General features: G+C 65.4%; 9 protein-coding genes and 1 tRNA gene. 5 read left to right on the forward strand and 5 right to left on the reverse strand.

Annotated elements, in window-relative coordinates; genetic code table 11:
• The first annotated feature begins 26 nt into the window (after positions 1-26).
• A complete protein-coding gene (locus tag Sj15T_RS12320; protein ID WP_148225577.1) occupies positions 27-1,568 on the forward strand; it encodes a hypothetical protein in 1,542 nt (513 codons plus the stop codon).
• Between the two features lie 320 nt (positions 1,569-1,888).
• Here the strand turns inward: Sj15T_RS12320 and Sj15T_RS12325 are convergent, their stop codons facing one another.
• Positions 1,889-2,410 carry a TetR/AcrR family transcriptional regulator gene (locus tag Sj15T_RS12325; protein ID WP_253720665.1) on the reverse strand — a complete coding sequence of 174 codons (522 nt, stop codon included), beginning with the start codon at positions 2,408-2,410 and terminating at the stop codon, positions 1,889-1,891.
• Between the two features lie 160 nt (positions 2,411-2,570).
• On the opposite strand from Sj15T_RS12325, the gene Sj15T_RS12330 reads away from it, so the two are divergent.
• A complete protein-coding gene (locus Sj15T_RS12330) occupies positions 2,571-2,945 on the forward strand; it encodes a VOC family protein (RefSeq protein ID WP_013041303.1) in 375 nt (124 codons plus the stop codon).
• Between the two features lie 218 nt (positions 2,946-3,163).
• On the opposite strand, the gene Sj15T_RS12335 is transcribed toward Sj15T_RS12330, so the two are convergent.
• Positions 3,164-3,466: a hypothetical protein gene (locus tag Sj15T_RS12335; protein WP_013041304.1), complete on the reverse strand. Its 303-nt coding sequence runs from the start codon at positions 3,464-3,466 to the stop codon at positions 3,164-3,166.
• Between the two features lie 142 nt (positions 3,467-3,608).
• Between Sj15T_RS12335 and Sj15T_RS12340 the strand changes: the two genes are divergently transcribed.
• Complete coding sequence (locus Sj15T_RS12340; RefSeq protein WP_013041305.1) at positions 3,609-4,022, forward strand: DUF1905 domain-containing protein; 414 nt, start codon at positions 3,609-3,611, stop codon at positions 4,020-4,022.
• A 321-nt stretch (positions 4,023-4,343) separates the two neighbouring features.
• On the opposite strand, the gene Sj15T_RS12345 is transcribed toward Sj15T_RS12340, so the two are convergent.
• The 3 genes from Sj15T_RS12345 to recJ form a co-directional block, all read right to left on the reverse strand.
• The gene (locus Sj15T_RS12345; protein WP_013041307.1) at positions 4,344-5,576 is read right to left on the reverse strand and encodes an integrase arm-type DNA-binding domain-containing protein; all 1,233 of its coding nucleotides are present in this window, start codon (positions 5,574-5,576) and stop codon (positions 4,344-4,346) included.
• A gap of 163 nt (positions 5,577-5,739) precedes the next feature.
• Positions 5,740-5,815, reverse strand: a tRNA-Glu gene (locus tag Sj15T_RS12350).
• Between the two features lie 121 nt (positions 5,816-5,936).
• The gene (gene recJ, locus Sj15T_RS12355) at positions 5,937-7,703 is read right to left on the reverse strand and encodes a single-stranded-DNA-specific exonuclease RecJ (protein ID WP_013041308.1); all 1,767 of its coding nucleotides are present in this window, start codon (positions 7,701-7,703) and stop codon (positions 5,937-5,939) included.
• Between the two features lie 136 nt (positions 7,704-7,839).
• Here recJ and Sj15T_RS12360 point away from each other — a divergent pair, with 136 nt between their 5' ends.
• Both Sj15T_RS12360 and Sj15T_RS12365 read left to right on the forward strand, forming a co-directional pair.
• On the forward strand, positions 7,840-9,933 hold the full coding sequence (locus tag Sj15T_RS12360; RefSeq protein WP_013041309.1) for a BamA/TamA family outer membrane protein: 2,094 nt from the start codon (positions 7,840-7,842) through the stop codon (positions 9,931-9,933).
• Positions 9,933-14,120 carry a translocation/assembly module TamB domain-containing protein gene (locus Sj15T_RS12365; RefSeq protein ID WP_013041310.1) on the forward strand — a complete coding sequence of 1,396 codons (4,188 nt, stop codon included), beginning with the start codon at positions 9,933-9,935 and terminating at the stop codon, positions 14,118-14,120. The genes Sj15T_RS12360 and Sj15T_RS12365 overlap by 1 nt, the downstream gene beginning before the upstream one ends.
• The last annotated feature ends 15 nt before the right edge of the window (positions 14,121-14,135 follow it).

The raw sequence follows: 14,135 nt of genomic DNA on the forward strand, positions 1-14,135 counted from the left end.
GGCTTGACGGGAAAGGCTCGCTGCAGATGAGCAAGCTCGGTCGGGACGTCTATCGCAGGAAGCTGGCGCGCTATCTGTCGCACAGCCTCGACGAGCAGGTGATTTCGATGATCTCGGCCCTGGTCGCCGTGCAGACTGGCCATGCCGCTGCGCTGAAGGCGTTGCCCGACCTGCCTGCCGATGCGCTCGGGGCCGAGCTTGGCTCTCCCTATCATATCCCTCTCTGGTCGCTGGAGACACTGGTCAACGAACTGCTCGCCACCCCCAAGCCGAGGAACTTCGGGATCGGCCGAACCCGGGTGCTCGATACGTCACGCTTCCAAACCTTGCGCGTACTGCACGGTATTCTCGTGAAGGTGGAAAATGCCGAGGACGGAATTTTTCTCGAGAACCACGATGTGTTCTATGAGATGGCCCGCATCGCGCAGCGCCAGTTTCCCTGGCAACGCGGCGTTGCCAACGCACCGCATTTGTACCGGTCGATCCTGCTGTATGGCACAGGAAGCGCCCGCAGCTTCTTCGAAGCAGATGCCGGTATGTCGCTGCCCGATTTCGTAAAGGTCGGCGCGTGCTTTTCGGGCGCGCTGACCGGGCGGGACTATGGCGACCGCAACCGCGATCTGTCGATGATTGGCATTGGAGCGCAGGTCCGCGAAGCGGCACTGGCCAAGCTGTCGATCGGGCATGGTGCGGCGCGTGCGCGCACGGCTAAGATACGCGAAGGCCAGCGTCACACCGGCTACAGCCCCAGCATCCTGCGTGACTTTCCGATCATCGCGTTCGGTGACAACGGCGAGCGCCTACGCGCGCCAATCCCCGAGCTGATCATGTATCGCTATACGTCGGGCCTGTATCTCGATGTTGTGCGCGGTGGCGCTTCGGTCTGGGCCGATATCGGCAAGCGCTTCGAAGCCTACGTTCACGACTACCTGCAAGCAATGATGGCGCCGTTCGACGTCACTGGCGAGACGACTTATGGACCGAAGAAGGCGCAATATCGCACACCGGACATTCTCGTGCACCAGGACAGCTGCGTAGTTGCTGTCATTGAGTGCAAGGCCAAGCGCATGAGCTTCGCGGCGCGCTATGCCGATGACCCGCTTGCCGACGCCGCGCTCGGCTTCGATGAGCTGGCGAAGGGCATGTTCCAGCTTTGGCGTTTCTTCGCCCATGCCAGGAAGGGCGTGACCGGGTCATTGGCAATGTCGACGCACTGCCAGGCAATCATCGTCACTGCCGACAGTTGGCTTACGATGGCGCGGAACCAGGCCGAGAAGGTGGTCTCGGCAGCCCATCAACTGGCGGATGCCGACGGCGGCATTGAGCCAGTCGATCGGCGCGATGTCGCATTCTGCCAGATCGACGACGTCGAGTTCGCGCTCCAGAACGGCAATGCGGAAAGTTTCCTCGCCGCGGCGCGGGAGATCGCATCAGGCCAGAAGAAGCATTTCATGCTGTCGGTGGCCCATGGAGCTGATCTAGGCCAGCAGCGCGATTATCCCTTCATGGACAAGATTGCCGACCTGCTCCCATGGATGGACGATTTCGAACGGACGTCGACCGACTGAATCAGGGATCGCGCTCGCCTTCCAGGCATCAAGCCCTGGAAGAATCGGCAAAAGGTTCAGGGAGGACGGATGCAACAGACAACTCTGAGCCACCACGCCGACTGGACGATTCCGCAAGGTTGGGATCGATACACTCAGAGCGAGCTATGTGGTACCAGTTGTTCGCGCGTCAGTCGGACACATGAACGATCGGCTGCAATCAGGGATTCGATCTGGGCCGTTCATCGGCAGCTCTGTTGGCGGTCCCGTCCGGCAGCGCGGGACCAGCGCCGACGGTGCTACGAACCGTCGCACCTGGTGGAACACCCCCGCGGGTGCCATCAACTGAGCATGTCCTTGATGACGGCGTCGACGGTCGCCTCGGTGAAACGGTCGTCGATCGTCTCTTTAGAAAACCAGCGGCGATAAAAGAGTGGGCCAACTACCAACGCGATCACATCGGTAGCTGGCTTAGACAGCCGCACTTCACCTCTCTCTCTGGCGCGTTCGATGACAGCATGAAACGGCGCCATAAAAGCCTTATGGAGTCCGGCCTGCAACGCGGCGATTTCCGGATCGCGCTCTGCCGCATCTACGATCGATGGGTACACCGTCGCCCATGCGGCAGACTGGAGCTGCTCCGCGAGCGTCGTCACCAGCGCGTGGAGATCGGCACGCAAAGTGCCCGTGTCCGGTGGCGGAGGCGCACTCCCGAGCTTGGAACAGGCATCGATCAGCAACGCCGATCGCGAGGGCCAGTGCCGGTAGATCGTCGTTTTTGAAACGCCGGACGTGCGCGACACTTCGTCGATGCTGAACCCGCCGATCCCGCTTTGTGTCAACTGTCGATAGGTTTCGGTCAAGACTGCCGCCTTGGAGCGTTCCACCCGCTTGTCTGCAATCTGAATCACCTGAGCCCTTCCCGCATTGACATTACGATACGCTACGGTATCGTATCATAGTTACGATGCCGTTCAGTATTGGTATCTACGGAAAAACCGCAAAGCCGGAAAGGTCTCGCTCATGAAATTCGCCTACACGCGCCTCATCACCGGGGATGTTCCCAGCCTCGCGACCTTCTATGAAAAGATTCTGGGCGTCATGCGCAGGGGTGATGACAGCTACGTCGAGCTTCATCCAAGTGGTGCCATCCTCGCGATCGCCAGCCGGCAAGCCGCGAAATCTATGCATGGCGGGGAGTGGTCCGCCAGCGCAGGCAGATCGGTGATCCTTGAGTTCGAAGTCGACGATGTTGATGCCGAGCGCGCGCGGATTGATCCGTTCGTGACGGACTGGCTGCAACAACCCAAGGATATGCCCTGGGGCAACCGCTCGATGCTGTTCCGGGACCCGGACGGCAACCCGATCAACTTCTTCAAACCGATCGCGAAGGTCTGACCGGGCGCTGATCCCCTTGGGTGGAGAAGTGCGGAAGCTCCACTTCTGCCGGAATCAGTCCTTAACGGAAGCCAAGGGGAATGACGGGGAAGTCCGCCTAGGGCGTCGTGTTCGTGCTCAATCTTGCCGATCGAATGTCAGCTATTGGAGCCAAACAAATCCGATCTGAAGGACAAGAAGTGGTCGTTCCTGATGGTCCACCATGGGTGGCGTTTGCCTTAGTCGTCGGTATCCATAATAGGCTGGCGGTTGATCAAGCGGCGCACAATGTGCCCGCCGATCCATAGAAACATGATGATTGCATAAGTGCCGCCTAGCATGACGCCCGTAGCCATCATCATTGTGGACCAATACCGGGTTAACTCCACGCCGAAAACGCGGATGAGAAACGCGGCGGCAATTAGGTAGAGGAGAGCGAGAATCACACCGCTTCCGAGGAAGTAGCCCCGCAAGCGACGGCGAGCGCGCCTGAGGCGTGCAGCGGTCAGGCGACAGTTGGGAATGCTATTGCCGTTTCTCATTGCGTCTGGTTCTGGGCAGACAGCTTTTACCAGTCAACGGCAGATTGGGGTCGACTGCGGCACCCAACGAAAGAGAACGTAGACGCAAACGATAGCGCAAGATCGGGTTGCATCAAACGAGCGCACAGCCAATGATCCCGTCGTGCAAACGAACGATGGCCCAACAGACCCCGAGCTCATCCGCTTCCTGCGCGAGGAACTGGGCGGAGAAGTCTCACCTGACGAAACAGCTTGGGAGCATGTCGGCCCTATCTGGTTGTGGCGCGGGGAAGGCAAGAATGGCCAGCCCTCATCGATGTCGTGGCATTTTCTGACAATCGACGGCGAGGTCGCCGAAGCCATCCGTGTAGCATCGTCTGGCCAATCAGCGGCCTGGGGATCGGTCTACGTAGAGGCTGTCATCGGCAAAACGTGTTGGCGCACATCGGTCTTTCCGAGCAAGGCACGCCAAGGCTACATGCTGCCCATCAAGGCGAGCGTGAGAAAAGCAGAAAAGCTAGCCGAAGGCGACGTGATCACGGTACGCATTACCCTATCCAAGGGGCCATCACGCTAGAAATGAGCGCTCGGCCTGAGGGAAGTTGGTCCGCGCAGTTCTGATCAGCGTGGTGACAACTTCTCTAGATGGCTCCATCTTCGCGCTTCGCTACTCGACAGTCGTCATGCGAGAAAATGGCTGGTTTCGGCGTGATCCGACATTGCCAGCATTGCTCCAGAACGGCGCAAGTTGGTCGGAGCTGCCGAAATAGCGGACGGACGGCAACTAGGGATCGATAATCGGCGGCTGAACGGCAAGAACGGGTCGAGATTGATGATCGGCTTACCGGCGGTGCGCGTCGATTTCGTTAGGAGCAACGGAGCAGCCCGCTTCGGACGATCAGCCGGCCTCTCCATCTTTTCTGAAATCCCCCTTTATCACCTTCGCGCCGTCACGCAGGAAGTCCAGGTGATCGGACCAATGCTGCATCATGCGGACCCGCTCATCCCAATACTCCCCTCGCGTATAGGCGCGGCGCACGGCATTGTTGTCGCAATGAGCGAGTTGCCGTTCGATGGCGTCGGGATGCCATAGCCCCATCTCGTTGAGCAGCGTCGCTGCCATGGCCCGGAAGCCATGGCCAGTCATTTCATCCTGGGCATAGCCCATGCGCCGCAATGCGGCGTTAATGGTGTTCTCCGACATCGGCCGATCGACCGACCGGAGGGAGGGGAAGAGGAAGCGGCTGTAATCCGCATCATGCTCGATCGAGCCGATGATCGCGATGGCCTGTTTGGAGAGCGGGATGCTATGGGCACGCCGCATCTTGGTCTTGTGTGGCGGGATGGTCCAGATCGCCTTCTCCAGGTCGAAATCCGCCCATTCAGCAAAGCGCAGTTCACCGGGCCGCACAAAGACATGCGGCAGCAGCCGCAGGGCTGCTCTGGTGTTGGAATGGCCCTCGAATGATTCGATGGCCCGCAGAAGTGCTCCTGCGCCTGGGGCCGACGTGATGGCGGCGCGATGTACTGGCTTGGGGGCGATCAGCGCGCCGCGCAGGTCTGCTGCGACATCTCGCTCGGCGCGGGCCGTGGCAATGGCATAGCGGAAGATTTGCGAACAGGTGCTGCGCAGCCGCTTGGCGGTCTCGTATCGGCCCTTGCCCTCCATCTTGCGGAGCATGACCAGTAGCTCCTGCGCCGAGATCGAAGCGATAGGACGCTTACCGATGGAGGCGTTGATGAAGGCGAGGAGCCAGCGCAGCTTCTTCATCGTAGCTGCCGAGCGATCCTCCCGCTCGACCTTGATCAGCCATTCGTCGGCGACTGCCTTGAAGCTGTTGGAGGCAGCCACTGTCGCCGCGATCCGGTCCAGCTTGATTCGCTCGGCCGGGTCTTCACCCCGCGCCAGCAGCTTGCGGGCGGCATCGCGCTGTTCGCGAGCATCGGCCAGACCGGTGTCGGGCCACACGCCGAAGGCGAGGGTCTTCTGCTTGCCGAGATAACGATAGTTCATCCGCCAGTAGCGTCCACCCTTGGGCGTCACATAGAGGAACAGTCCGTCGCCGTCGGTAAGCTTGTAGGGCTTCGCGCGCCCCTTGGCGGCTTTAATTGCCACCGCCGAAAGTGCCATGATGGTATCTCCCGATCAGGGAGTGGTGGACACCATCATATCTACCATCGGATTGTTGGTATGCGGTGATATCCAGCTACTCCGTATGAGCGGAGTATATCACAGAAAACCTACGGAAAACAGCCATTTACGAGATGAAATGGCACCTTCCGAGAGAGGAAGGTGGTGACCCCTACGGGAATCGAACCCGTGTTTCAGCCGTGAAAGGGCCGCGTCCTAGACCGCTAGACGAAGGGGCCACAAGCAGGTTCGCCTGGGCGTCGCTGCGAAGCGAGGCGGGCATTAGGCGGTGGCTCCGGAACGGTCAACCCCCTTTTCGTCCTGAAAATGACGCGGGGCATAAAATAGCCGATCCTCCCCTCAATCGGCCCAGGCGGCGTCCTCCAGATGCAGTTCGGCGGCCGGGCGCGGACCCCAATCGTCGATCTTCGCCCGGCCCACGATCCACAGCCGCCGGTCGCGGGGCGCGCCCAATATCGCCTGGCCCAGATCGGACTCCGCCTGGCGGAAGGCGATGGTCTTGATCGACCGGCCGTCGTCGCCCGCCATGATGGCGCGCAGATGGCCGTTGCCCACGACATCGGCCTTGATGACCCGCATCGGCCCGGAAGCGATCAGCGGCGCGGGCCAGCCCGCGCCATAGGGGCCGCCGGCGTCGATGGCGGCGACGAAATCCGGATTGACCCCAGCAGGCGCCAGCACCGCGTCGATCAGCAGGGCGCGGTCGTCCCGCGCCTTGGCGACCGCGCCGGAAAGCCGTTCGTCCAGGAAGTCGGCCAGCGCATCGACCTTGTCCGCCGCGACCGTCAGGCCCGCCGCCATGGCATGGCCGCCGCCCGCGACCAGCAGGCCGCTGTCCTTCGCCGCCAGCACCGCCGCGCCCAGATCGACGCCGGAAATGGAGCGGCCCGACCCCTTGCCGGTGCCGTCCCCATCGATGGCGACGACGATGGCGGGGCGGCCCGCCTTCTCCTTGATGCGCCCCGCGACGATGCCGATCACGCCCGGATGCCAGCCCGCGCCGGACACCAGCGCCACCGCCCGGTTGCCCTGCGCGGCCAGCAGTTCCTCCGCCTCCGCCTGGACGGCCGCTTCGATGGCGCGGCGTTCCTCGTTCAGCAGGTCGAGTTCCTGCGCGATCTGCGCGGCCTCCGCCGGGTCTTCGGTGGTGAGCAGCCGCACGCCCAGATCCGCCTTCCCCACGCGCCCGCCCGCATTGATGCGCGGGCCTAGCGCGAAGCCCAGATCGTGGCAGAGCGGCGCCCGCGTCAGGCGGCTGGCGTCGATCAGGGCGGAAAGGCCGATATTGCGGCGCTTTGCCATGACCTTCAGCCCCTGCGCCACGAAGGCGCGGTTGAGGCCCTTCAACTGCGCCACGTCCGCCACGGTGCCCAGCGCGACGATGTCGAGCAGGTCCATCAGCGGCGGCTCCGTCCGTTGCGCGAACCAGTTGCGTTTGCGCAGCGCCCGGATCAGCGCCGCGCCCAGCAGGAAGGCGACGCCCACCGCCGCCAGATGGCCGTGGGCGGCCGCTTCCTCCGCCTCATCCAGGCGATTGGGATTCACCAGCGCCAGCGCTTCGGGCAAAGCGGCGGCGCATTTATGATGGTCGACCACCACCACATCGACGCCCGCCGCCTTGGCCTGCGCCAGCGCGTCGAACGCCTGCGCGCCGCAATCGACCGTGACGATCAGGGTCGCGCCCTCGCCCGCCAGCCGCACCAGCGCTTCGCCCGACGGGCCATAGCCCTCCATCAGCCGGTCGGGGATATAGGGCCGGGCCGCCAGCCCCAGGTCGCGCAGCAGGCGGATCAGCAACGCCGCGCTGGTCGCGCCGTCCACGTCATAATCGCCGAAGATGCGCACATCCTCCCCCCGCGCCACCGCGTCGGCCAGCCGTTCGGCGGCGGCGTCCATATCGCGGAACAGGCTGGGATCGGGCATGAAATGGCGGATCGTGGGGTTGCGGTGCGCCTCCACCGCGTCGCGGGGACAGCCCCGCGCCAGCAGCAGTTGCGTCACCAGATCGTCAGGCCGATAGCCCGGATCGCGCCCGTCCGCGCTGCCCCCGCGCCACCGCCAGGGCTGGCCGAGGATCGAACGGGTGACGTTGAGCGCGATGGTCATGCCGCCGGTCTAGACTGGATGGGATTTGGAGGGAAGCGCCCCCTTCATGACGCGGGCGGAACCTTGGCAACCCGCTGCGCGTATTGGCTGTTCCCGCCCTCCATGGGCGAAGGGCAAGAGGGGCAAAGCGGTTTCCATGGGTTCAAGGCAGAAGCGGGTCCGGCGAGCCTTGGGTCTGACGATGATGGCGACCTTTCCCCTCCCCCTGACGGCGCAGACGCCTCCGCCGCCGCAACAGCAGGAAGAACCGATCCTGCCCGACAGCAAGTTCGAGGCGCGCCTGCCCAAGGCGGGAGAAGCCGCAGCGGACCCCGGCGCGCCGCTGCCCTCGATCGACGAGTGGATCGACCGGCAGATGCCGCCCGCCGAAGCCGCCCGGCAACTGCCCCCTGCGGTCGAGCCGCAGGAGGAGCGCGAACTGGCCCAGCCGCTGCCCCCGCTCGACAGCGTGCAGGTGCCGGCGCAGGTCGCGACCGACGGCAACCCCGATGCGAAGACCCAGGCGGTCCGCTATTCGGTGGCGGTGGAGGGGTTCGGCAGGACCGGGCTGGAACCGGCGTTCCGCGAGTCCTCCGCCCTGATCGACGGCGGCGGCAAGGCCGACACGGCGGCGATGGTGCAGGCCCGCGCCCATGAGGATGAGGCGCTGGCCGTGCGGCTGCTCTATTCGGAGGGCTATTATGACGCGACCGCGCTCGCCTCGCTGGATCAGGCGGGCGACGGGGCGTTGAAGGCCGTCCTCTCGGTCACGCCGGGCAAGCGCTACAGGATCGGGGACATCGTCATCAACGCCGGGCCGACCGTGCCGTCCGGCCTGATCCGCGACAGCCTGCCGCTCAAGACGGGCGACCATATCGTCGCGGCGGCGGTCGAGGGGGCGGAGGCCAATGTCGGCGTCAGGCTGCCGGAAAACGGCTATCCCTTCGCCAGGGTCGGGCAGCGGGACATATTGCTCGATCCCGCGACGGCGACGGGGGACTATACGCTGCCAGTGGAGACCGGGCCGCGCGGGTCGTTCCGGGGGATCACCACTACGGGCGAAAAGCAGGCCTTCGGCGCCGACCATATGAAGGTCATCAGCCGCTTCAAGCCGGGCGAGCTTTACGACACCCGCAAGGTGGACGACCTGCGCCGGGCGCTGGTGGCGACGGGGCTGTTCTCCAGCATTTCGGTCGATCCGGTGCGCACCAATGAGCCCGGCCCGGACGGCACAGAATATGTCGACCTGAACGTCGCGCAGGAGGCGGGCAAGCCGCGCACACTGGCGGGCGAACTGGGCTATGGCACGGGGCAGGGCTTCCGCGCCGAGGGGACATGGACGCACCGCAACCTCTTCCCGCCCGAAGGCGCGGTGATCGCCAGCGTCATAGCGGGAACGCAGGAACAGGGCGCGTCGGGCACGTTCCGCCGGTCGAACGCGGGCAAGCGGGACAAGACCTTCCAGACGGGCATTGCGGTCAACCACCAGAATTACGACGCCTATGAGGCCTATACGCTGGGGCTGAACATCGGCTGGTCGCGCCAGTCGACGCCGATCTTCCAGAAGCGCTGGACCTACAGCTATGGGGCGGAGGTGCTGCTGACCAACGAGCAGGTGGTGGTCGATCCGGCGAGCGCGGACAAGACGCGGCGGACCTATTTCATCGGCGGCCTGCCGGTGCAGGTCGGCTATGATCGGTCCAACGACCTGCTGAACCCGACAAAGGGCTTCCGCGCCAATCTGCGCGCCGAGCCGGAGGGATCTTTGCAGGGCAGCTTCTCGCCATATTTGCGGGCGACCTTCGACCTCACCGGCTATTATCCGGTATCGGACGATCTGGTGATCGCCGGGCGGGCGCGGGTCGGCACGATCAGCGGGGTGAAGCGGGACGATGTCGCCCCATCCCGCCGCATCTATGCGGGCGGCGGCGGGTCGGTGCGCGGCTATGGCTATCAGGAACTGGGGCCGAAGGACGCGAACAACGATCCCATCGGCGGCCGGTCCGTCAATGAATTCGCGGTCGAGGGCCGCTATCGCTTCGGCGATTATGGCGTGGTCGCCTTCGTCGATGCGGGGCAGGTCTATGAAAGCTCCATGCCGCAATTTTCGAACATCCGCTACGGCGTGGGCGTGGGCGGACGCTTCTACACCAATTTCGGTCCTTTCCGCGCCGACATCGCCATGCCGATCAACCGGCAGCCGGGCGAATCCAAATTCGCGCTCTATATCGGCATCGGACAGGCCTTCTGATGGCTGAGGAAACCGTCATCCTTCGCGAAAAGCGCCCGCTCTGGCAGAAGGTCGCGCTGGGCGTCGTCGGCCTTGTCGTCGCGCTGGCGGTGCTGGCGGCGGGCCTGCTGCTGTTCCTCGACACCCAGCCGGGCAAGAAATTCCTCATCCGCCAGATCGCCGCGCTGAAGCTGGAATCCGGCATGGCCATAGAGGTCGGGCGGATCGACGGGTCGATCTACAGCGACATGACGATCCGCAATCTGGTGCTGCGCGACCCCAAGGGCATTTTCGCGGTCAGCCCGGAAGTGCATGTGGTGTGGAGTCCCTTCCGCTACATCGACAACCATATTTCGGTGCGGCTGCTGGAAAGCCCGCTGGTTGTGCTGGCGCGCAGCCCGCGGTTCAACATCACCAAGACCGATCCCAACGCCCCGATCCTGCCGGACCTGGACATCGACGTTGACCGGCTGAAGATCGCCCGGTTCCTCGTCGCGAAGCCGGTCATAGGTCAAAAACGCGAGATCGCCATCGACGGCGTGACGCATATCGCGGACGGCCGCGCCATATTGTCCGCCGATGCGGTGGTCGACAGCGGCGACCGCCTGCAGGCCAATCTCGACGCCGTGCCCGCGCAGAACCGCCTGGCCATGAAGGGCAGGCTGACCGCGCCCAAAGGCGGGGTGATCGCGGCGATGAGCGGCCTGACCGACGGCTTCACCGCGACGCTGGACGGCCGGGGGACATGGCAGGCGTGGAACGGGCGGCTGATCGCCATGTCCGGCAAGGGCGAGCTGGCGAACATCGCGCTCGCCGCCCGCGACGGCAATTTCACGGCGAAGGGGCCGCTGCGGCCGGGGCTGGTCTTCGCCGGGACGGTCGACCGGCTGACGACGCCCGCGCTCGACGTCGACCTGTTCGCGGGGATGAACGAGCGGCGGGTGAACCTCAAAGGCTCGCTGAAGTCCCCCGCCGTCGCCGCCACCGCGCAGGGGCTGGTCGACCTTGGCCAAAGCCGGTTCGGCGCGCTCCGGATCGACGCCGCCCTGCTTGCCTCCGGCGCGATCATGGAGAAGGTGAAGGGCCGCGACGTGCGCGCCTCCGTCATTCTCGACGGGCCGATGGCGACGCCCTTCATCGACTATGACATCACCGCCAGGCAGATCGCCTTCGACGCCACCGGCATCGAGAATCTGAAGGCCAGCGGGCGCGCCGTGATCGACGCCGACCGCATCCGCATTCCGGTCAGCGCCACCGCCAGCCGCGTCACCGGCCTCAACGCGGCGGCGGGCGGGCTGCTCAACAATCTGCGGGTGAAGGGCGACTTCGCCTATGCCGCGGGCAAGCTGATCAGCGACAATCTGAAGATCGACAGCGACCGGGTGGACGCCACCGCCATCGTGCTGGCGGACATGGACAACGCCATCTATCGCGGCGCGCTGAAGGGCCGGGTCAACGACTACCGGATCGACGGCGTCGGCATCGTCAACCTGCAGACCGATGTGAAGCTGGTGCCGGGGCCGAGGGGCGGATTCGGCCTGTCCGGCCGCTTCGGCGTGCGCACGGCGCGGTGGGAGAACGCCTCCGTCCGCGACTTCCTGGGCGGCAATGCCGTCGCGTCCGGCAGCATCGGCATGACGCCGGAGGGCAAGTTCACCCTCAGCGGCCTGAAGGGCGCGGCCCCCGAATTCCGCATCCACAGCGGTTCGGGCAGCTATGATACGGACGGCCGGATCGCCTTCGACGCCAGGGCGACGTCCAACCGATACGGCCCGCTGGCGCTGACCGTGCGCGGCACGATGGAGCGGCCCAATGCGGTGCTGCGCGCCGCCCGGCCCAATGTCGGGGTGCAGCTTCACGACGTCGTGGCGAAGCTGAACGGCGAGGCGGCGGGCTATCGGCTGGAAGCCGCCGGCGGGTCCGCCTATGGCCCCTTCTTCGCCAATGTGCTGATCCGCACGGCCAGGGGGCCGCTCACCATCGACATAGCGAAGGCGCGTTTCGCCGGCATCGACATGAACGGCCGCGTGCAGCAGAGCGCCGCCGGTCCCTTCACGGGGCAGCTTGCCATGAACGGTTCCGGCGTCACCGGCGCGGTCCGCCTGACCGCGGTGGGCAAGGCGCAGGGCGCGCGGTTGGACGCCACCGCCAGCAATGCGAAGCTGCCGGGCGAGGCGGATGTGGTGATCGGCCGGGCGCTGGTCACCGCGAACATGGTGCTGGCCGACCAGCAGCAGATCAGCGCCGACGTGCAGATGGCGAACGCCGCCTATGGCGACTATGTGGTGCGCAAGGCGCGCGGGCGGATCGACTATCGCGGCGGGCGCGGGCGGGCGCAACTGGTCGCTGACGGTTCGACCGGCGCGCCCTTCTCCATCGCCATGAACGCGGCGCTGCGCCCGACGCTCTATGCCGTCGCGCTGGAGGGGCGGGCGAGCAACATTCCCTTCCGCTTCGCCCGGCCCGCCATCGTCCGCATCGAGCAGGCGGGCTATCGGCTGGAACCCGCGACGCTGGTGCTGCCGCAGGGGCGGGTGGATCTGGCGGGCCGCTTCGGCCGGCAGACGGCGATGCAGGCGCGGTTCAAGGATTTCGACCTCGCCATCGTCAACATGGCCTCGCCGGGGCTGGGCATTGGCGGGAAAGCGACCGGCACGCTGGATTTCGCGCAGGATGGTTCGGCTTTCCCGACCGCGACCACGCGGCTGGCGATTGCGGATTTCCGCCGCTCCAGCCTGACCAGGGTATCCGACCCGGTGTCCATGGCGGTCGAGGGCAAGCTGTCGCGCGCGGGCGGCGACATGCGCGGGCTCATCCGGCGCGGCAATGCGACGCTCGGCAGCTTCGTCGCGACGCTGGCGCCGCCGGGACCGGGCGCGGGCTGGGCGCAGCAATTGCAATCCGCGCCCTTGGGGGGTGGCATCCGCTATGCCGGGCCGGCCGACGTGTTGTTCTCCTTCGCCGGGCTGGCGGATCAACAATTAACCGGGCCGATCGCCGTCGCGGCCGATTTCGGCGGGCGGCTGAGCGCGCCGCGGCTCAACGGCCTCGTCCGCGCCAATGCGCTGACCTATGAGAATGAGACCTTCGGCACGCGGGTCACGCAGATGCGGCTGGACGGGCGCTTCACCAACGACCGGCTCGACCTGCGCGACTTTTCCGGGCGCGCGGGCGAAGGCACGGTGCAGGCGAGCGGCACGGTGGGGCTGGCGGCGGAAAGCGGCTATCCGATGAACATCGCCGTGAGGCTGAACCGCGCCCGCCTCGCCCGCAGCGAAGCGATCACCAGCGTGGTCAGCGGCACGCTGGCCATCACCAACAGCCCGGCCGATGGCGGCCTGATCAGGGGCGACCTGTCGCTTCCCGAAACCCGCTACCGCGTCGCCTGGCAGGGGGGCAGCGACATCCGCCAGTTGACCGGCGTGCGCCGCAAGGGCGAAGGGACCGACCTGCTGGACCAGCGCGTGGCAGCGCGGCAGGCGGCCGCCCGGCCCGCGCCATGGAAGCTGGACGTGCGCATCCGCGCCGATAACGAGATCTACGTGACCGGCATGGGCCTCGATTCCGAATGGAAGACGAACATGCGCGTGACCGGCACGGCGAGCGATCCGCGCGTGGTCGGCAAGATCGAGGTTATCCGGGGCCGCTATAGCTTCTCCGGCCATCAGTTCGATCTGGAGCAGGGCGTCATCAGCTTCAACGGGCCGATGATGAACCCGACGCTGGCGATCCGCGCCCAAACCCGGATCGACGACGTGACGGCGGGCATAGCGGTCGGCGGCACGGCGCAGCGGCCCGACATCGCCTTCGTTTCCACCCCCACGCTGCCGCAGGACGAGATTTTGGCGCGCATCCTGTTCGGCGACAATGTGGCGAACCTGTCGGCGACGCAGGCGATCCAGTTGGCGGCGGCGCTGAACGGCCTGCGCGGGGGCGGCGGCGGGCTGAACCCCATGGGCAAGCTGCAAAATGCGTCGGGCGTCGACCGGATCGGCATCGTCGGCGGCGACGAGGCGACCGGGCGCGGCACGTCGCTGGCGGTGGGGCAGCATATCTCCAACAACATCTATGTGGAGGTGATCACCGACCCCAAGGGCTTCACCGCGACGCAGCTCGAAATTTCCCTGTCGAGGACGCTCAGCCTGCTGTCGAAGACGGGGACCAATGCGGGATCGTCCGCCAATCTGCGCTATTCGAAGGATTATTGACGCCTTTGAGCATAG

Source organism: Sphingobium sp. TA15, assembly GCF_037101235.1.
Taxonomy (GTDB): domain Bacteria; phylum Pseudomonadota; class Alphaproteobacteria; order Sphingomonadales; family Sphingomonadaceae; genus Sphingobium; species Sphingobium indicum.

Bases quoted from the DNA above. Each gene is read 5' to 3' on its own strand.
- Sj15T_RS12365 (WP_013041310.1), top strand. From the start codon at position 9,933: ATGGCTGAGGAAACCGTCATCCTTCGCGAAAAGCGCCCGCTCTGGCAG.
- Sj15T_RS12345 (WP_013041307.1), bottom strand. From the start codon at position 5,576: ATGGCACTTTCGGCGGTGGCAATTAAAGCCGCCAAGGGGCGCGCGAAG.
- Sj15T_RS12330 (WP_013041303.1), top strand. From the start codon at position 2,571: ATGAAATTCGCCTACACGCGCCTCATCACCGGGGATGTTCCCAGCCTC.
- Sj15T_RS12335 (WP_013041304.1), bottom strand. From the start codon at position 3,466: ATGAGAAACGGCAATAGCATTCCCAACTGTCGCCTGACCGCTGCACGC.
- Sj15T_RS12320 (WP_148225577.1), top strand. From the start codon at position 27: ATGAGCAAGCTCGGTCGGGACGTCTATCGCAGGAAGCTGGCGCGCTAT.
- Sj15T_RS12360 (WP_013041309.1), top strand. From the start codon at position 7,840: ATGGGTTCAAGGCAGAAGCGGGTCCGGCGAGCCTTGGGTCTGACGATG.
- recJ (WP_013041308.1), bottom strand. From the start codon at position 7,703: ATGACCATCGCGCTCAACGTCACCCGTTCGATCCTCGGCCAGCCCTGG.